The sequence below is a fragment of the Streptomyces sp. NPDC014907 genome (genome assembly GCF_055562975.1).
The window spans coordinates 725,887-744,557 of the sequence record NZ_JBVHEG010000001.1; the positions used below are offsets into that span (position 1 = coordinate 725,887).

The 18,671-nt window shown below is 70.3% G+C and carries 15 protein-coding genes and 1 pseudogene; 9 read left to right on the forward strand and 7 right to left on the reverse strand.

Annotated elements, in window-relative coordinates; all coding sequences use genetic code 11:
- Nucleotides 1-214 precede the first annotated feature (214 nt).
- From ACZ3IL_RS03190 to ACZ3IL_RS03200, 3 genes are all read right to left on the reverse strand, one after another.
- Complete coding sequence (locus ACZ3IL_RS03190; RefSeq protein WP_467386005.1) at nucleotides 215-448, reverse strand: chaplin; 234 nt, start codon at nucleotides 446-448, stop codon at nucleotides 215-217.
- An 862-nt stretch (nucleotides 449-1,310) separates the two neighbouring features.
- Complete coding sequence (locus tag ACZ3IL_RS03195; RefSeq protein ID WP_467386007.1) at nucleotides 1,311-3,338, reverse strand: thioredoxin domain-containing protein; 2,028 nt, start codon at nucleotides 3,336-3,338, stop codon at nucleotides 1,311-1,313.
- Nucleotides 3,339-3,459: 121 nt separating this feature from the next.
- The gene (locus tag ACZ3IL_RS03200) at nucleotides 3,460-7,377 is read right to left on the reverse strand and encodes a hypothetical protein (RefSeq protein ID WP_467386009.1); all 3,918 of its coding nucleotides are present in this window, start codon (nucleotides 7,375-7,377) and stop codon (nucleotides 3,460-3,462) included.
- A 224-nt stretch (nucleotides 7,378-7,601) separates the two neighbouring features.
- On the opposite strand from ACZ3IL_RS03200, the gene ACZ3IL_RS03205 reads away from it, so the two are divergent.
- The 7 genes and pseudogenes from ACZ3IL_RS03205 (at nucleotide 7,602) to ACZ3IL_RS03235 (ending at nucleotide 14,091) form a co-directional block, all read left to right on the forward strand.
- Nucleotides 7,602-7,778 carry a hypothetical protein gene (locus ACZ3IL_RS03205; RefSeq protein ID WP_467386011.1) on the forward strand — a complete coding sequence of 59 codons (177 nt, stop codon included), beginning with the start codon at nucleotides 7,602-7,604 and terminating at the stop codon, nucleotides 7,776-7,778.
- A 771-nt stretch (nucleotides 7,779-8,549) separates the two neighbouring features.
- Entirely contained in the window at nucleotides 8,550-10,088 is a 1,539-nt protein-coding gene (locus tag ACZ3IL_RS03210; RefSeq protein ID WP_467386013.1) for a type I-E CRISPR-associated protein Cse1/CasA, read from the forward strand.
- Nucleotides 10,081-10,641, forward strand: coding sequence for a type I-E CRISPR-associated protein Cse2/CasB (casB, locus tag ACZ3IL_RS03215; protein WP_467386015.1), 561 nt, complete (start codon nucleotides 10,081-10,083; stop codon nucleotides 10,639-10,641). Before ACZ3IL_RS03210 ends, casB begins: the two co-directional genes overlap by 8 nt.
- A 55-nt stretch (nucleotides 10,642-10,696) precedes the next feature.
- Complete coding sequence (locus ACZ3IL_RS03220; RefSeq protein WP_467386017.1) at nucleotides 10,697-12,058, forward strand: type I-E CRISPR-associated protein Cas7/Cse4/CasC; 1,362 nt, start codon at nucleotides 10,697-10,699, stop codon at nucleotides 12,056-12,058.
- Nucleotides 12,055-12,939 carry a type I-E CRISPR-associated protein Cas5/CasD gene (gene cas5e, locus ACZ3IL_RS03225; protein ID WP_467386019.1) on the forward strand — a complete coding sequence of 295 codons (885 nt, stop codon included), beginning with the start codon at nucleotides 12,055-12,057 and terminating at the stop codon, nucleotides 12,937-12,939. The genes ACZ3IL_RS03220 and cas5e overlap by 4 nt, the downstream gene beginning before the upstream one ends.
- The gene (locus tag ACZ3IL_RS03230; protein WP_467386021.1) at nucleotides 12,936-13,682 is read left to right on the forward strand and encodes a type I-E CRISPR-associated protein Cas6/Cse3/CasE; all 747 of its coding nucleotides are present in this window, start codon (nucleotides 12,936-12,938) and stop codon (nucleotides 13,680-13,682) included. Before cas5e ends, ACZ3IL_RS03230 begins: the two co-directional genes overlap by 4 nt.
- A gap of 227 nt (nucleotides 13,683-13,909) precedes the next feature.
- Nucleotides 13,910-14,091 (forward strand): annotated as a pseudogene (locus ACZ3IL_RS03235) (hypothetical protein).
- Nucleotides 14,092-14,282: 191 nt separating this feature from the next.
- Here the strand turns inward: ACZ3IL_RS03235 and ACZ3IL_RS03240 are convergent.
- Together ACZ3IL_RS03240 and mca are read right to left on the reverse strand one after the other, a co-directional pair.
- Nucleotides 14,283-14,525, reverse strand: coding sequence for a hypothetical protein (locus tag ACZ3IL_RS03240; protein WP_467386023.1), 243 nt, complete (start codon nucleotides 14,523-14,525; stop codon nucleotides 14,283-14,285).
- Entirely contained in the window at nucleotides 14,518-15,399 is an 882-nt protein-coding gene (mca, locus tag ACZ3IL_RS03245) for a mycothiol conjugate amidase Mca (protein WP_467386791.1), read from the reverse strand. Before mca ends, ACZ3IL_RS03240 begins: the two co-directional genes overlap by 8 nt.
- A gap of 107 nt (nucleotides 15,400-15,506) precedes the next feature.
- Here mca and ACZ3IL_RS03250 point away from each other — a divergent pair, with 107 nt between their 5' ends.
- Both ACZ3IL_RS03250 and greA read left to right on the forward strand, forming a co-directional pair.
- On the forward strand, nucleotides 15,507-15,908 hold the full coding sequence (locus ACZ3IL_RS03250) for a DUF4307 domain-containing protein (RefSeq protein ID WP_467386025.1): 402 nt from the start codon (nucleotides 15,507-15,509) through the stop codon (nucleotides 15,906-15,908).
- Between the two features lie 190 nt (nucleotides 15,909-16,098).
- Nucleotides 16,099-16,596 carry a transcription elongation factor GreA gene (greA, locus tag ACZ3IL_RS03255; RefSeq protein WP_467386027.1) on the forward strand — a complete coding sequence of 166 codons (498 nt, stop codon included), beginning with the start codon at nucleotides 16,099-16,101 and terminating at the stop codon, nucleotides 16,594-16,596.
- Nucleotides 16,597-16,705: 109 nt separating this feature from the next.
- Here the strand turns inward: greA and ACZ3IL_RS03260 are convergent, their stop codons facing one another.
- Together ACZ3IL_RS03260 and ACZ3IL_RS03265 are read right to left on the reverse strand one after the other, a co-directional pair.
- Nucleotides 16,706-17,563 carry an ABC transporter permease gene (locus ACZ3IL_RS03260; protein WP_467386029.1) on the reverse strand — a complete coding sequence of 286 codons (858 nt, stop codon included), beginning with the start codon at nucleotides 17,561-17,563 and terminating at the stop codon, nucleotides 16,706-16,708.
- Nucleotides 17,560-18,636: an ATP-binding cassette domain-containing protein gene (locus ACZ3IL_RS03265; RefSeq protein WP_467386031.1), complete on the reverse strand. Its 1,077-nt coding sequence runs from the start codon at nucleotides 18,634-18,636 to the stop codon at nucleotides 17,560-17,562. The genes ACZ3IL_RS03260 and ACZ3IL_RS03265 overlap by 4 nt, the downstream gene beginning before the upstream one ends.
- Nucleotides 18,637-18,671: the final 35 nt, after the last annotated feature.

An 18,671-nucleotide genomic window follows, 5' to 3' on the forward strand; every position in this document is an offset into this window, starting at 1 on the left:
ATGCGGGATGTCGTCGGTATGTTTCTCCGAAAATATTCATGATGAGCCGTTCGTGAGCCCTGCTTCCCCCCGATCGATGACCCATTGGTGGATTTGATCGCCCCTTTGGGTCATTCACGCGGAACGGACCCGACCCGTGACGCGAAAAGGGCCGGCCCCGGAGAGCGGGTGCTCTCCGGGGCCGGCCCCGTGTGTGTCCGCGTACCGCGTCGGGTCAGTCGTTGACGCAGATGTTGCCGGCCGTCGGGTTCAGCAGGGCGATGACGTTCACGCTGTTGCCGCAGAGGTTGACCGGGATGTGGATGGGAACCTGGATGACGTTGCCGGACAGGACGCCGGGCGAGCCGACGGCCGCGCCCTGCGCGTCGGCGTCCGCGAAGGCGGGCGACGCCACACCCATGGCCAGGACGATACCGGCGACGACGGCCGCAGCCTTCTTACAGTTCATTTCGTCTGGATCCTTTCCTCGGCGGAAGAATTCTCACGGATCTCGTGATGCCCGGGAGAAGGAAGTTCTCCCGGCCTCCGCTGTACACAACACAACGAACATTCCGCACAAAGGAAACCGGGATAACGGCGGAGTGCTTCGTTTCACTCCATTGCCCGCACGGAACCGCCCGCACGGCGTCATGCGCGGCAGCGGCCGGCCCACCCGGGCACGACCGCCGCCACGCCCCGGAAGCCGCCCCCGGGGGCGGACACCTCCGCCCCCGTCCGTCCGGTCCCGTCCTCGTCCATCCGCCCGGTTCCGCCCCGGACCGCCCGTCTCAGCGCGGCCACACCGGCGTCGTCATCAGGCGCTCCCACTCCCGGTCCGGCATCCCCGGAACCGTCCGGCCCGCCTGTGTCCACCGGCTCACCAGGGCGGAATAGACCGGGGTGGGAAAGCGGTCGGCGGGGGGCGGGTCGCTCGTGTACCGGCTCCTCGGAATGAAGGCCATCCGTTCCCATTTCCCGGGATCGGGCGCCATTTTCGCTCCTTCCGCTGCGATTCCCGCATCATGGCACAGGGGCCCCGGAAGAGCGTTCCATCCCCGTTCCCGCGTCGCGCGCTCCCGCGCGAAAGAGTCGAAGCGCGGTACGGAAGAAGGGTTTTCGCTCATACGCTCGTCGTCCGTCCGGTGGACCCGCCGGAACGCCCCGCGTTCCGGCCGTCGGGCGCCGCGTCGTGCCGCGCCACGTCGTGCCGCCGGTCGTCCGATCGGCGCGGCGCGGCGTCCGGCGGGCCGGCCAGGGATGAGGCCCGCCACGGTCGAGGCCCGCCACCCCTCCGGGAAGGGATGGCGGGCCTCGGCCGTTCCGCGCCGGGTTCAGAGCGCGCGGCTCAGCTCGTCCGGATCGGTGACCGGCGCGTCGCAGGTGAACCGCCGGCAGACGTACGCGGCCGCTCCCCCGGCCACCAGCGGCCGGTCCCTCAGGAGCGGGAACTCCTCGCTCCCGGGGGTCCCGGCGGCGAGGACCGCGCCGGGGGCGTTGGCCAGGAGGGCGGTACGGCGCAGCTCCCGGAAGGCCTCGTCACCGGGGTCGCCCACGACGGCGATCTCCCGGGGGCCGTCGAGGAGGGCCTCGGCGACGGCCAGGCCCCAGCCGATGAACCGGGGCGCGCGGGGGCCGAGGGCCCTGACGACGCCGAGGGCCCCCTCGGCGGCGGCCCGGTGGGCTTCGGAACCGGTGTGGGCCGCGTACGAGAGCAGGGCTCCGGCGGCGGCGGTCCAGCCGGACGGGGTGGCGTTGTCGGTGGGGTCCTGGGGGCGCCGGATGAGGACTTCGGCGTCGTCGGCCGTGTCGTACAGCGCGCCGCCGCCGGCGGTGAAGCGGTCGAGGACGACGTCCAGGAGGAACCCGGCGAACTCCAGCCAGGCGCCCTCCCCGGTGACGGCGGCGAGGGCGAGGAATCCCTCGGCGACGTCGGCGTAGTCCTCCAGGACCCCGGCGTTGGCGCCGGCGCGGCCGTCCCTGGAGGTGCGGGCGAGCCGGGCGCCCTCGTCCAGGTGGACCCGGACGAGCAGGTCGGCGGCCTCGGTCGCGCGCTCGACCAGGTCGGGGCGGTCGAAGAGGGCGCCGGTCTCGGCGAGCGCGGCGACGGCGAGGCCGTTCCAGGCGGCGACGACCTTGTCGTCCCGGCCGGGACGCTCGCGCTCCTCCCGGGCCGCGAGGAGCCGGGCGGCGATCGACGCGATCCGCTCGGCGTCGGCCACGCCCGCGTCCTGCGGGAGCCGGAGGACGGAGCTGCCCTCCTCGAAGGTGCCGTCCTCGGTGACGCCGTAGTGGGCGGCGGCGACGGCGGCGTCCTCCGGGCCGAGGACCCCGGCGAGCTGCCCGGGGGTCCACACGTAGTAGGCGCCCTCGACGTGCCTGCCGGTCCCGTCGTCGGAGTCCGCGTCGAGCGCGGAGGCGAATCCGCCCTCGGGGGTGCGCAGTTCACGGACCAGGAAGTCGGCGGTCTCCAGGGCGATCCGGCGGGCCCGGTCGCTGCCGGTCGCCTTCCACAGGTGGGCGTACACCCGGCAGAGCAGGGCGTTGTCGTACAGCATCTTCTCGAAGTGGGGCACCAGGGGCCCGCCGGTCCCCGGCGTGAGCACGTACCGGTGGAAGCCGCCGCCCACCTGGTCGTACAGGCTCGAACGGGCCATCGCGTCGCACAGGCCCTCCGCCATCTCCAGCGCCGCCACGGAACCGGCCCGCTCGTGGTGGCGCAGCAGGAACTCGACCACCATCGAGGGCGGGAACTTGGTGCTCCCCTCGAACCAGCCGGTCGCGGGATCGACGTCCCGGCTCAGCCGGAGGAGGGCCATGGCCTGGGTCTCCCCGGTGGGCGGCCCCCCGGCCCCGACGACCGGCTCCCGCTCCGCGAGTTCCCCGGTGATCTTCGCGGCGACCTCGCCCACCTCGTCGCGCCGGGTCGTCCACGCGCTGCGGACGCCTTCGAGCACCTGACGGAAGGACGGCATGCCGTGGCGGGGCTCGGGCGGGAAGTACGTGCCGAAGTAGAACGGCCGCCCTTCCGGCGTCATGAAGACGGTCATGGGCCAGCCGCCCTGCCCCGTGGCGGCCTGCACGGCCTCCATGTAGACGGCGTCCACGTCGGGCCGCTCCTCGCGGTCCACCTTGACGGACACGAAGTGCTCGTTCAGGTACGCGGCGGTGTCGTCGTCCTCGAAGGACTCGTGCGCCATGACGTGGCACCAGTGGCACGCGGAGTACCCGACCGACAGCAACACGGGCACGTCACGCCGCTTCGCCTCCTCGAACGCCTCGGGTCCCCACGGCCACCAGTCGACGGGGTTGTCGGCGTGCTGAAGCAGATAGGGCGAGGTCGTGCCGGCCAACCGGTTCATGAATCCAGCCTCTCACAGGGCCCCCCGCTATCGACGAAACCCTCACGTGCCCGCCGTGCTTGGTCGAATCGGCAGATCCAGCAGACGCTCGCCGGTGCCCTCGTCGTCGAGGGCGTCACTTTCAGGGGCATGCGTCTCGACCCGCGGGTCCCCCTGAGCGCGGGCCCGCGTCCACCGCGATCGCACCCAGGTGGCCCAGCGCCTCGGGAGCGAGTTGTGGGAGCAGGGGGATCGTGTGGGCCCACGCGTCCGACCTCAACAGTCCCAACGCGATGCGCCGTGCTGTGTACTCTCCGCAACGGCTGCTGCCGTCAGAGGCCCGGGCGAGTGTCAGGCAGGTCCGGACCGTTCGGTCCCCGGTACGGGTGTCCGTGGCCAGGGGCAACCGGGCACGAGCCAGGTGGGCGGCGGCAGCGCAGAGAGCTGTCCGCCGGGTCTCCGGGGTGTTCGCGGCGTCGGCGTGACGCCATACGGCGGAGATGTCGCCCTCCACCGCAGCCAGCAGGGCCAGTTCCGCGGGGGCCCCCTGTTCCGGGCGGAGTGAGCGTCGCCATCTGTCGATCCGGCTTCCGGCGGCCTCCGCGACTTCGTCGGGAAGGCAGCCGAGCCGTTCCAGCAGGGCAAGAACGGCCATCGACGGTGTCGGTTGCGGCATGGCGGGAGCCGTCATGTGCAGAGCGGTGCGATGGAGTGCGCCGGTCAGTAGCGGATCGGGGCGCCGAGGGTCGGGGAAGGCCAGGAGCAGAGCCGCCAGTTCAGGGAGCAGGCTGAGTGGGTTGCCCTGCACCCCCGCGTCGATCCGTCGCGCCAGGGCCTCTGTCAAGGGCCTGGCGACTCGTGCCGCCCCCTCGGGGCAGTGGCGTACGAGCCCGGCGGCGACGGCCGTCAGCGCCTGCCTCCGCGCAGAGGTGCGGCCCTTCACCAGCGCCGAGGCCAGGTACTCGTCCCCGGTGTGGGCGACTGCCTGGGCCACCGCGTTCGTGAACTCGGGCGCGGCGTCGTCGGGGACTAGGTCGGCCGCCGCTCGGGCGTGGCGGGCAGCCGGGCCGTCGTGGCCGACGAGAGAGCAGCCCAGGGAGAGGGCAGCCAGGCGGCGCGCACGGTCATGGGTGTCGAGCGCGCCGTGCGCGAGCGCTTCGGCCTCGTCCGACAAGCCTGCCGCGCCCATGGCCTGGCAGAGGTCCACGGTCCAGTCTCCCGAGAGGGGCGGGGCGCCCAAGGACGTCGCCGGCCGTGTGGCCTGTCGCTCTCGCAGGGCCGTCTCCACAAGCTCTCGGCTTCGCGAGGGGTCGCCTGCGGCGAGCTGGGCTTCTGCTTCCAGGAGGAGAAGGGAGGGGGGATCATCGACTCGGGGACCGTCGCCGGGGGAAGGCAGGCCGACCGACCTCCGGTGCGCGCGCAAGCGCGGGGCTGCGGCTCCGCGTCTGGCCTTCGACGCCCTCCGTGCGCCCTCGGGCTCCCGTGGTGCAGCTCGTCCTGCCTTCGCCTCGGCATGCCTTTCGCGTTCCATGTGCCGGGAGTGGCGCTCGGCGTCCTTGCTCCTGCGCTTCGCTCTCCGTCTTTCCTCGGCATCGACGTCCGCCGCGCTGTCCCGTCGCTTCTTGTCGTCCTCCGTCACCTCCATGACCCACTGCGCCCGTTCCACCAGGTCATCTCCGAGATTCCCGATGCGCAGTCCTTCCGGCAGGGTCTCCATCAGCTGTGTCATGTCGTCGAGGTCGGCCTTCATGGCGCCACTGTCGGCCACTGACTTGGCAAGGTGTGCCAGAGTTCCCGCCAGTTCGCGACGCAGATGAGCCCTGTCCTCTTCGGACAAGGAGCCGACGGACGGAGAAGCGGGGTTCTTCAGCGCCACGATCGTGCTGCGCGTCGAGGCCAGGGCCCTCCGCATCAGTTTGGGGGCCGCGCGAGGCCGCTTGGCGGGAAGAGCCGCGAGCGCCGACGCCGCAGAGGCCAGGACGTCCACGGAGGCCAGCCCGTCCGTGTCGTCGATCCCCTCGCAGACGGCTTCGATACGGTCACCGGCGTCCGGGACCGAAGAAGGAGCCGCCCGCGCCAGCGCGCCCCACAGATCCACCGCAGCCGCCCGGGCGCGCATGGTGCCCTCGCTCAACGCCTCCGCGCGGTCCATCAGTGTCTTCACCACGTCTCGATCTCGCTCCGGGTCCAGCATCCTTGCCGCCTCGACGAGCGTCTCCGTCCCCGCCGCCGGGTCCTGGAGCACCGCACGGAGCAAGGGCCCGGCAACATCAGGGCCGTTCAGCGTCGTCAGCGTGCGGGCGGCGGCCAGGAGCCGTGTGTGCGACTCGGGGTCTCGGAGGTTGCCGGGAAATCCCTCTTGGGCCTGATCACCGATCAGCAACCCGGCCGACTCCCGCACTACGGCGGCGACTTCCGGCTCGCCTCGTCCCGCGTAAGCCAGTTCCACCGCCACGTCTGCCAGGTGAACAGCTCTGGCGATCGCCGTGGACGCCGAACGAGCCAGGCCGCGTGCGCGCTCCTCGTATCCCAGTCTGACCAAGAGGGAGGGGCCCCCGTCAGGGACTTCATACGATTCCTGACGCAGGAGGCACCGCGCGGCGCAGAGAGAGGCGAGGGCCGCCAACGCGGCGGCGGAGAGATCTTCCGAATCGGTACCCTTCGGTCCTCCGGCTTCCGTTTCGAACTCCTCTAGTTGGGCGAGCGCGGCATCCGGACCAGCCGTGTGGGCGAGCCGCCGCAATCGTGGGACGTCGACGATGTACGCGGCGCGTTCGCCGGCATCGGCCAGCAGACGGAGCTGGTGCTCCAAGGGGTACGGAGGCGTACCGTCCGGCCAGCCGGCCGCACGGTATCGCTGCGACCAGGCCAGCAGTTGACGGCTGTACCGCTGGACCCCCTCCTCCCCCAGGGCCTCGCGGACCGCACGAGCAAGGGAAGGGTCGGCCAGGGCATACGTCCCGGACACCGGATCATCGGCCACGAGGGCGCGTCCCGCCGGACCGTGCACCAAGCGGTCGAGGTGATCCACGGGGAGTCCGGTCAGCTCCGCGAGGTCCGCCACGCGGAGGCCACCGCCCGCCACAGCCAGCAGCCCCGCGGTCCGTTCGCCCAACGCAATTGGGTCTGGCTCTGGCCGGCGGACCAGCCGCACCCCCGCAACGGGGGAAAGGGCCCGCAGGCATCGGCGCCGGTGCAGCGGGTGCCTCACTGGAGGGAAGTCATCGGGGAACCGTCCCCAGCGCCGGAGGGAGACGATGACGCGCATGCCGGATGGCGGGCGTTCGGGCAGGAGAGCGGCGATGCTCGGCGCGTTCTTCGCCCCGGTGCCCGCCCAGGCCACATCGTCGTCAAGTCCGTCGATCACGAGCAGGAGCCTCCGACCGAGGCCGGCGCTCTTCGCGGCTGCCTCGGCGAAGCGCTCGCGCCACTCCCGGACGCTTCCCGGAACGGGACTCCCCCGTCCACCGAGGAAGTCATCGATCTGACGGGCGACTTCCCTCTCGAACTCGGCCCGCGTGTTCGTGCCGTGTTCCGCGGAGACGAAGAAGGTCAGGATGTCGATGCAGGCGGGGGGCCGTCGGCTGACATAGTCGGCAAGCAGCAGGGTCTTGCCGACGGGTGCGTCGGCGTACCAGCAGAGATAGGACGGCGCCTCAGCCCGGGAGTCCCGGACGAACGAGTTCATCTCCGTACGCTCGTCCGTCCGGCCGCGAACCTCGAGGCCGGCGGCCTCCAAGGCCGGTCCGTGGAGCCGAACGAAGCGGAGGCCTGGCTCCGCCTCCCGCCGGTTCGCGAGAATCTGGCCGGCTCGCGCGCCTCTCGCCTCCTCCCGCGCTGCGCGCAGGACAGCCTCCCACCTCGTGATCGGGTACACCGAGGAGCCCGACGCGCCCCGAAGCCTCCCCACGGCGGCCAGGAAGCGATCTGCCAGCTCCGGTGAGGGCACCGTTCTCCCCTGACACCAGCCCCGCCACGTCGAGGGAGCGATCCCTGACTCCTCGATCGCTTCCACGAGGAGCGGTCGGCCTACGGCTTCCTCCCCCGCCGTCTTCAGCATGTTTCGCAACTCGTCACGCGCGTCTCTCGACGAAGCCGCCACCGCTCCACTCCCATTCCTGGCCCACTACCCGAAAACGCTGCCGCCCTCGTACTACTTCGGCATGGCTGACCTGCGAAAACCGCGATGCGGGGGTCGGCGCAACTTCACCGCGTCTCGCGCCGACGCGAGTCTGAGTCCACCACCGCAACAGCCGGACCCGGCTCTCGACAAAAGGATGGACCATGCTCGACCTTCCCCAGCTGCTCACGTACGCCGCCACCTTGGGCGGGGGCGCCGGCCTGCTCTACACCAGCGTCCTGTTCTTCGTGGCCCTCGTCTCCGTCCTGGCCCCCACGCCCGAGCGCCGTAAGGACGCGCGAACGACGCTCAGCATCCTCGTGCGCAGGCGGTCGCGTTGAGGTCGGCGATCCGTTCCTCAGCGGCATTCCGATCGCACGGTTCAGCTGAACGGTTCACCGAGGGAACTCGGATGCCCAGAGGGCACCTAATAGGACCACAGGGTGCTCTCCTCGCCTGTGCCATCGAGAGCTCCCGCATGGCTGAAAGTAACCGGTCGGGTGCGAGGCGTCATGTACAAAGGCCTACGAGCTGCTGATCGCCATGCCATGACGACGCCCCGATTCCGCAGTCGCGGAGCCGGTGATCCCGAAAGAAGGAGTGGCATGGGCAAAGCAGCGCGCGAGTGGCTGGAGCGCCACGGAGGGGAGCTGATCCTCCTCGTGGTTGCTGCCGTGGTGACCGAAGCGATCGGTCACCTCTGGTAGACGGCCGTTCTCGACGCCTCCAGTGCGTCGAGAACGGCCTTCCCCGGCAGTGGATGGTTCTTGCTCCGCGTCCACGGGACAAGAACCGTCCACACCTCACCGCACTGCCGGTGAGTGCCAGGATGCCGAAAGAATCGGCAGTCTCCCAGACTAATTCCCAGGCTGGTGCCTGTCGGTCGAACGGAGAGCGTCAACCCGCGAAAGCACCGTCCCGCGGAAAGCGGGAATGACCCGTCGGAAGCCCTAAGGGCCCTCTACAGGCCTGCTCCCCACGTAGGTGGGGATGTCTCCCCGCGCCCACCCCCAAGCCCTTCCCCCAGGAGGCGGTGACACAGATTGCACGACTATCGTCCGTCGGACCCTGCCGGGCAGCGCCCCAGCTGGGATCCTCGTTTCAAACCCTGCTTGCCGACCGTCAGCCTCGTCGGCGCCACCGCCCATCACTCCCTGTGCGGGGTCCTCGAGCAGGCCGATGAACTGGCCGCTCTCGATTGCAGCTCACCGGGCGAGACCGTCGCCGCCATCGAGTACCTCCTCGCCATCTGCTTCGCGTCGGGCACCTGTCCGTCTTCCGACGAGGAGTGGCGTTCCTGGATCCGCGAAGGGAGGAGCCTCGCGCCGGCCGGCGCCTGGCTGAGGCAGCAGCCCGCCGATTCCTGGGACCTGTTCCACCCCACAGAACCGCTCGCACAGAACGCGTGCCTCCTTGAGGATCTCCGCGAGAGCGGCACCGGAACAGCTCAGCTGATCATCGAGCACGCCGGCGACTACAACCAGCACTTCGACCACCACCACCTCGAACGCGACAACCCGCTCCCGGCGGCGCACGCCTTCCTCGCCACGCTCACGCAACACGCCTACGCACCCTATGGACGGGCCCGTATGCCGGGACAGCGACTCGGTGCCAAGGTCACGAACCTTGCCGCAGGCCGGCTGACGGGACGCATCCGGGTCGTCGCCCTGGGGAAGACTCTGGGCGAGACGCTGCGTCTGAACCTGTATCCGCCCGATGGGCCGGGAGAACCCCTCAACACGTCCTGGAACACCCCCGGCTTCGAGCGGCGGAAATTCGACAAGAAGGCGGAGCCCCGGCTGCCGCGGAGCTCCGCGGACCTGCACAGCTCCCTGGGCCGTTCCGTGCTCCTGCGCCCGGCACACGGGCCGCACGGTCAGGTCATGGTCGACCGGGTCCTGATCGGGGCCGGGGAGGTACTGGAACTCGACCCGACGCGCCACCTCCAGGACGCCGTGTACAGCGAGACGACGAGCGGCTTGCGGAAACCCCTGTGGGCCTCCCCCAGCAGGGCCCTCTGGCAACAGGCCCACGCCCTCTACAGCGCCGTCATGGACGACAGGACCGGGATGTACGCGCGACTGCGGTCTCTGCTCCCGTACGAGCGCACCAGTCCGGGCGCTCCTTATCATCTGTGGGCCGTGGGGCTGCTGGCGAACAAGACCCTGCCGGTCGCCTGGACGCACGGCTCCTACCCCTACGCCCCCGGTATGGCCGCACACCTCTACCGGGCGTCCCGCCGGGGCTCTGTCATCGCCGAGTACATCGCGCTGGTCCTGAAGAGGGCGGCGACCGTAGCCGCCGAAACCGCCTTCCCAGCCATGTGCACCGCGGACGAAAGCGGTCAGGTGGCGCGGCTCGACGCCCGGTACTCCTTCTGGCCCGCCGCCGAAGATCCCTTCGCAGGACTGCTGGACGAAGTGATCGACCGGGGATTCGACGACGAGGACGACCCGGTCTCGGCGCCCTTGGTCGCCTACGCGCTGGAGTTGACGGGCACGGCCCGCACCCAGCTGTTCCAGCGTCTCGACACCCTGCCGCCCGGCGACCGCAACAACCGTGCACGCGCCCGGGCCGTGAGGCTTTTCGAAGAGGCCGTGTCCGGGAAGCGGGCTCCGGCCGAACTCCGAGGGGAGACCTCCGTTGACTGAGCAGAAACCGTCGACCGGAACGGAAGGCGAAGAATCCCTCTTCCCACACGACAGCGCGGCGCTCACTTCCTGGCTCACCGCCCTCGTACACAACCGCGAGTACGGAGCCCTCGCCGAGCTCCGGCGATCCCGTGTCCGCACCCAGGCGCACATCCGCGCGGGCTGGTTCGGGGGGGACGACCACCGCGACCTCTTCGAGCGGGTGGCCTTCCTCTTCGCGATCTACCACCAGGGACGCGCCACACCCTCGTACGGCCACGGCAGCCTCGGCGCCGCGGCCCGCAGGATCGGGGACGGAGTCGGGCGTGGGCCGGACAACCCCGGCGCCCAACGCCTTCTGGACCGTGTGGTCAGCAGTCGGCGCGTGCCCTGGCGTCATCTCCAGCATGCGGTCACCCGGCTCCGGTCCTGCGAACAGCCCCCGCCCTCCTGGTCCGGCCTGGTCGAGGACCTCATCAAGTGGAACGACCGCAAGGCGCGCGTCGCCTACCAGTGGTCCATCGAGTTCCACACCCCGCCGGAAGCGGCCGGCAGGCGTCGGGCGGGCCGGTGAGGCGCCCGGCGTACCCGCCATCGATTCGACCGAAGACACGGAAGGGCATCACCTCATGACCGAGTCGTCCCGAAGCCAGTTCCTCTCCCTGCACCTCATCGAGACCCTGGCGGCGGTCCTCCCCGTGCGCGACGAGAACGCCCAGCCCAAAACCCTTGTCTTCGGCGGGGTGGAACGGCACATGATCACCAGTCAGGCCCGCAGGCGTGCGGAACGGGTCCATGCCCGGAACCGGGCCAACGCCGGCCGGGGTGCGCTGAAGGGGCGGAGCATGGGTATCCGTACCCGGGAGTGGGCGCTCCTCACCGGTCGGGAACTCGAGTCCGCTCATGGGTGGGAACGGGACAAGGCCCTCGTCACCGCCCGTGCGGTCCTGGAGGGAACCGGCCTCAAGTTCGGCGACCCGAAGAAGAAGACCGTGGCCAACCTGACCAAAGTGCTCATCTTCGCGCCGTCCGACGCCGGGGCGAAGATCGCACAGCACATCGCCGACCGGGCGGCCGAGGTCGAGGAGTGGCGCGATGCGTATCTCGACGCTCAGGCCCGCGCCGAGGCGGCGAAGAAGACGCGTCGCGGAGCCGGCAAAAAGGTTGCGACACCACCGGAGGAGGCAGAAGGAACCACGACGGAAGCAGCCGCGACCGTGGCCGTCGAACTTCCCCCGTTGCCCAAAGCCACACGCGACGCCGTCCTCCTGGCCCTCGCTCCTCGCGACGCCGTGGACATCGCTCTTTACGGTCGTTTCCTCGCCGAGATCCCCGACTCGCCGAATGTCGACGGCGCCGTCCAGACCGGACACGCCTTCACTGTTCACGAGTCGGAACAGATCGAGGATTTCTACGCCGCTGCCGACGACGCGAAACTGGAGCGGAAGCGCAACGCCCTCGACTTCCTCGACGCCGCGGACGACGCGGGCGCAGGCATGACCGGTTATCAATCTCTGATCTCCGGTACCTTCTACCGGCACGCCGTCCTCGACCGGACACAGCTCCGCACCAATCTGCGAGCAGCCAGCATGGACGAAGCCGAGACCGAGGAGGTCGCCCGCGAGGCCGAGAAAGAGTTCGTGAACTCCTTCGTCGAAGCCTTTCCGGAAGCAAAGAAGAACTCCACTGCGTCCACCGGTTCACTCCCTGCACTCGTCCTCGCGTTCGAGGGCGAACGTCCCTACAACTATGCGTCCGCCTTCCAGAAGCCGGTCGACGAGACGCCCTTGTCCGAGGGCGGGGAAGGGCCGGCGGGTCCGGCCGCCGTACGCAGGCTGCTGCGTCACCACACCTTCGTCAGCCGCCGCCGCGACGATCTACGCGCCGCGCACGTGCTCACGTACGATCCCGAGATCGACCTGCTCCTGGAGGAACTGGGACTGCCGGAGTCGCTGTCCGTGGTGGAGCGGGCGGAGGATCTCGTCCCGTGACCGTCGCCACCGACACGCACGTCCTGCTCGTCCGGCTGGCCGGCCCCCTGCAGTCCTGGGGCATCACCGGCAGGTTCGCCCGCCGCGACACCCATGGCCGTCCCACGAAATCAGGTGTGATCGGCCTGTGCGCCGCTGCCCTCGGACTGCCCCGGGAAGAACCCCTCGGGGAGCTGGCCGAGGTGCTCTTCGGAGTGCGGGCCGATCGGCCCGGCACGCCGCTTCGCGACTACCAGACCGTCGGCGGCGGACGGTATCCTCTGCGCCCCCGTGATCTCATCACCGACCACCAGCGAGCCGCCAAGGCGACTTCCGCCCCGCTGCCGGACCCGTCGCAGCCCGGTCCGTTCGGCCGCGAGGAGCTGACAGCATGGTATGGCTCGCCGAAGTACGTCACCGCCGATCCGGAATCTGGGAACCTCGTTTCCAAAGAGGTGCGCCGTCACAGCCTGATCACCGAGCGCTGGTACCTCGCCGACGCCGCGTTCCTCGTGGGCCTCGAGCATCCGGACCAGGCCCTCCTGAGACGCGTCGCCCACGCCCTGGAGCACCCGAAGCGCCTCCTCTGGCTCGGCCGGAAAGCCTGTCCCCCTTCGGGGGACCTCGCCCTCGGCGTCGTTCCCGGCCCTCTCAAGAAGGCGTTCGAGACGCATGCGCTGCTTCCCGACGCCGTCGGCCATGAAGGCGAGCCGCAGGCCGGCGTGGCGCGCGGGCGCCCGTGGGCCTGGATCGAAGCCCCTCAGCCGATTCCCGGTGTCGGCCCCCTGTCCGACCAGCCCGTGTGTTTCGGATCGGACGGAGGTACCCACAGCCTCCGCTGGGAGACCCGTCACCGCATCACCATCGCCGCACAAGCCCGTGGATGGGACATCATCCTGTGAACACGACCACCACCGCGTCGGACGCGCCTCCGGGGGGCCGGGCCGCCAGGTTCGTCGCCGCGCAGACCCTGCTGACCCTGGATGCCCGGCACCCCTTCGTCGGCAAAATGCTCATCGACGCACAGGACATGCACCGGACCGTCATGAGCGGTTTCCTCGGCTGGCTGGAGGACGGCGCCCAGAGCCCGCGATCCCAGATGGGCATCCTGTCGACCTGGACCGTCGACCTCCGTCAGGCGCGGCTCAACCTGGTGGTCCAGTCGTCACTTGCCGCCGACTGGAGCAACATCCCCTCGGCCGCCCTGGCCGAAAAGCCGGAGCCCCTCACCATCGACCGCACCTTCCGGGCCGGTGAACAGGTCGCCTTCCGCACAGTCGTCAATCCCGTGCGGGCCGTTCCGCCCCCGGCCGGTTCTCCACCGAAGAGCCGCGGCACCCGCGTCCCTCACACTCGCCCCGAACACGTGAAGGGGTGGTTCACACGCCGTCTCCAGCCGTTCGGCGAACCCGCGGTCGCACCGGACGGCGTGACCCGTATCGGAGCGGACACCGACACCGACCGGATCGCCGTTCGCATGCTTCCGGTCGTCTCCAGCCCGGCATCGCACAAGGGCCTGCGCATCGCCCGTGCGGAGATAAAAGGCACGCTCACGGTCACCGACCCCAAGACCTTCGTCGCGGCCCTCGCTCAGGGCATCGGCCACGCGCGCGCGTACAGCTGCGGGCTGATCCTCGTACGCTGAGTCGCTTAAAGACCGACCGGAGGCGAGCTTTCTCTCGCTGACCCTGCCGTCGGCGTTCGACACCGACGGCAGGGCTCTCCCCACACGAGCGGTCTGGACACAGCGCTCAACGGGCTCGCCGAGATCGTGGCGTCCCACGAGGAGGAGCACGGCGCGCTCACGGAGCAGGAGATCGAAGCCGCTCGTCGCGAGCTGTTCGGCGACGGGAACACCGAGCGGGGCGCCGCGTGAAGGAGCTGCCGGCCCGCTCGCTGGTGCTCGACTCCGAGGCGTTCTCCCTGCTCCTGCGCAGCGACCGCAAGATGGCGGCTCGCATCGAGGCGTCCCGGCCCCCGTGATCGTTCTGACCTCCGACCGTGACGACTGGTCGAAGCTCTGCGGGACGCGCGTGATCATCAGAGAGGTGTGAGCGCCGCACACCACGGGGCTCGCGGGTTTTACGGCGAGGTCGTCCCGGCCAACCGGGTTCACGTGGTCCGGTCCCCGCCCCCTGTACGACCGGCAGGCGCGCGGAAGCGCCCCGGCCCGTACGCCGTCCGCGTACGGGCCGGGGGCGGAAGTTCCCTCCGGGGGAACTCCCTCCGGCGGTCGCTCCCGGGGCTACTTCTTGCCGGTGCCGGCCGCCGCCGGGGCGTCCGGGGCGGCCGCCGGGTCCGGGGCCTCCTCGAAGGAGACCTTGCCCATGTGGCGGTTCATCGACTTCATCAGCAGCCAGACCGCCAGGGCCAGGACGGCGAAGACGACGAAGCCGAGGACGCCGGGGGTCACCTTGTTCTTGTCCAGCTCTTCGGCGGCGAAGGGGACAAGCTGGGTCAGTGCCAGGTGTGCGCTCATGTCAGGCATTGTCGCGGATGCCCGCGAAGAGATCTTCCTCGGGGAGGGAGGTCGGCACCAGCGACTTGCTGAGCTCGTACTCCTCCGTCGGCCAGACCTTCTTCTGGATCTCCATCGGGACCCGGAACCATCCGCCGTCGGGGTCGATCTGGGTGGCGTGGGCGATCAGCGCCCGGTCGCGGGTCTCGAAGAAGTCGGCGCAGGGCACGAAGGTGGTCAGCGTGCGTTCCGTGCGCTCGAACTCCTTCCAGCGCTCCAGCCACTCCCCGTAGGGGGACTCCAGGCCCTGGTCCAGGAGCGCCTGGTGCAGGGCCTCGGTGCGGGGGCGGTTGAAGCCCTGGTTGTAGTAGAGCTTCAGGGGCTGCCAGAGCGGACCGAACTCGTCCTCCGGGTACTTCACGGCGTCGTTCGCGCCGTCGAAGGCCACCATGGAGATCTTGTGGGTCATGATGTGGTCGGGGTGCGGGTACCCGCCGTTCTCGTCGTAGGTCGTGATGACCTGGGGACGGAAGGCGCGGATCTTGCGGACCAGCTCCCCGGCCGCCGTGTCGACGTCCTCCAGGGCGAAGCAGCCCTGGGGCAGCGGGGGGAGCGGGTCGCCCTCGGGCAGGCCGGAGTCGACGAAGCCCAGCCACTCCTGGGAGACGCCCAGGATCTCGCGGGCCCTGTCCATCTCCTTGCGGCGGACCTCGTGGATGTTCTCCTCGATCTCGGGCCGGCCCTGGAGCTTGGGGTTGAGGACCGAGCCGCGCTCGCCGCCCGTGCACGTCACGACCAGGACGTCCACCCCCTCGGACACGTACTTGGCCATCGTGGCCGCACCCTTGCTCGACTCGTCGTCGGGGTGGGCGTGTACGGCCATCAGGCGCAGCTGCTCAGTCAAGACAGTCAAGACGTGGTCCTCGGTGATTCGTCGCGGAGGGAGGTCTCTATAGTGACGGAATCGGGGGGTCGAAAATTCCGCCACCCCCTGCTTCGAGAGGATCGATCATGAGCGCGGTGCGAGAGCGGCTTCCCGAAGGGCGTTACGGCCGCTCCGCGGACGAGCGGGCCGACCACAAGCTCAAGGTCGCCGGAGCGGTGCTCGGGGTCCTCTTCCTCGGCCTGATGGGCTGGTTCGGCTGGCACTACGTCGTCGAGAGCCGCATCAGCGCCGAGCTGATCAAGTTCGACGTGGTGAGCGCCTCCGAGGTCCAGGTGCACCTGGAGATCCGGAAGGACGAGGGCGTCCGGGGCGTCTGCACCCTGCGTTCGCGTTCCGAGGACGGCACCGAGGTGGCCCGCAAGGACGTCCGGGTCGACGACCCGGCCTCCCGGGTCGACCAGGTCTTCTCCCTCCGCACCACGGCCCGTGCGACGAGCGCCGAACTGATCGGGTGTACGACGCGGTAGCGGTGGGTAGGGAACGGAGCGCGAGTCCTGATCGGTCACCACGGTGACCTGGGGTGACGCCATCCCGATGGTTTATGTCCTCCCGCTTTCCGCCACTCATTGTTAGGCTCGTGGTTTCGCCCACCCGGGACAGCACAGCATTCCCGTGTAGGGCGATGCTTTGTATACCCAGTACCTACGAGGAGCACCTGTGACCCAGACCAGCGACAACGTCACCTGGCTCACCCAGGAGGCGTACAACAAGCTCAAGGACGAGCTTGAGTACCTGTCTGGTCCCGCGCGTACCGAGATCGCCGCCAAGATCGCCGCGGCGCGCGAAGAGGGCGACCTGCGCGAGAACGGCGGGTACCACGCGGCCAAGGAGGAGCAGGGCAAGCAGGAGCTCCGCGTCCGTCAGCTCACCCAGCTGCTCCAACACGCCAAGGTGGGCGAGGCCCCGGCGGACGACGGCATCGTCGAGCCCGGCATGGTCGTCACGATCGCGTTCGACGGCGACGAGGACGACACCCTGACCTTCCTCCTCGCCTCCCGCGAGTACGCGAGCGGTGACATCGAGACCTACTCGCCGCAGTCGCCGCTGGGCATCGGGCTCAACGGCAAGAAGGCCGGTGACGACGCCGAGTACGAGCTGCCGAACGGCAAGAAGGCCAAGGTGAAGATCCTCAGCGCGAAGCCGTACACCGGCTGAGGCGCCCGCTTTCCCGAGGAGGGCCGGACCCGTGCGGGGTCCGGCCCTCCTTCGCGCGCACGCGCGGCGGCCCCGGCTCCCGCCCGGTCGCCGGACGGGGGCCGGACGGTCACACGGCCGCCGAGCGGTACTTGCGGACGGCCAGGGTCCGGAAGACCGCGACGATCAGCACCGACCAGATGACCGACGCCCACACCGCGTGCTGCATCGGCCAGGCGTCCGAGGTCGAGACGCCGGGATTGCCGAACAGCTCCCGGCACGCCTGGACGGTGGCGCTGAAGGGGTTCCACTCGGCGATGTGGCGCAGCCAGGGCGTCATCCGGTCCGAGTCCACGAACGCGTTCGAGACGAACGTCACCGGGAAGAGCCAGATGATCCCGCCCGAGGTGGCCGCCTCCGGGGTGCGGACGGAGAGGCCGATCAGGGCCCCGATCCAGGTGAAGGCGTAGCCGAGGAGCAGCAGCAGGCCGAAGGCGGCCAGCACCCGGCCGGCGTTCGTCGGCTCGGCGGAACCGGTGCGCCAGCCCACGAGCAGCGCGACGACGGCGAGGACGAGCAGCGTGACGGACGTCTGCACGAGGTCCGCGACGGTACGGCCGGTGAGGACGGCGCCCCGCGCCATCGGCAGGGAGCGGAAGCGGTCGATGATCCCCTTCTGCATGTCGTCCGCGATGCCGGCCGCCGATCCCGCCGTGGCGAAGGTGACGGTCTGGGCGAAGATGCCCGCCATCAGGAAGTCCTTGTAGACGTCCGGGTCGGTGGTGCCGCCGATCGTCATGGAGCCGCCGAAGACGTACGTGAAGAGGACCACGAACATCACCGGCTGGATGACCCCGAAGAGGATCATCTCGGGAATCCGGGTCATCCGGATCAGGTTCCGCCGGGCGACGACGAGGGAGTCGCCGGCGGACCGGGCGACGACGCCGCGCGGCCGCGGGGCGCGGGAGGCGCCGGTCGTGGTGCTCACTTCGTCCGCTCCTTCGTCCGCCTGCGCTTCCGGCCGCCCGGCCGGTCCGGTGTGCCGTTCCCGTCCTCCCCCTCCTCCTGCTCGGCCGCGTGGCCGGTGAGGGAGATGAAGACGTCGTCGAGGGTGGGGCGGCGCAGTCCGATGTCGTCGATCCCGATGCCGGCCGCGTCCAGGTCGCGGATGACCTCGGCGAGCAGCTTGGCCCCGCCGGTGACGGGGACGGTCAGCCGGCGGGTGTGCTCCTCGACGGAGACCTCGCCCCGGTCGGCGTCCGCGGCTCCGACGGCGTCCGCGGCTCCGGCGGCGGGGCTCGCGGTGCCGTAGCGGGCCAGGACGTTCCGCGCGCCGGTGAGCATGGACCGCTCGCGGACGACGACCTCGACGCGCTCGCCGCCGGTCCGGGCCTTCAGCCGGTCGGAGGTGCCCCGGGCGATGACCCGGCCGTGGTCGACCACGCAGATGTCGTGGGCGAGGTGGTCGGCCTCCTCCAGGTACTGGGTGGTGAGGAGCAGGGTCGTGCCGCCGGCGACGAGTTCCCTGATGACCTCCCAGAGCTCCTGGCGGTTGCGCGGGTCGAGGCCGGTGGTGGGCTCGTCCATGAACATGACGGGCGGGGAGACGACGAGGGCGGCCGCGAGGTCGAGGCGGCGGCGCATGCCCCCCGAGTACGTCCTGGCGGGCCGGTCGGCCGCCTCGGCGAGGTGGAACCGTTCGAGGAGTTCGTCCGCCCGCGCCTTCGCGGCCTTCCCCTTCATCTGGTAGAGCTGCCCGACCATGCGGAGGTTCTCCCGGCCGGTGAGGTACTCGTCGACGGCCGCGAACTGGCCGGAGAGGCCGATCGAGCGGCGCACCTCGTCGGGGCGTTCCAGGACGTCGATCCCGGCGACGACGGCCCGCCCGCTGTCGGGCCGGAGGAGGGTCGTGAGCACGCGCACGGCGGTGGTCTTCCCCGCGCCGTTCGGGCCGAGGAGGCCCAGGACGGTGCCCTCGGGCACGTCGAGGTCCACTCCGTCCAGGGCTCGTACGTCGCCGAAGGTCTTCACCAGGCCCTCGGCGTGGATCGCGCCCGGCATGGGGGTCCTCCCGGTGGGTCGGGGCCTTTCCCACC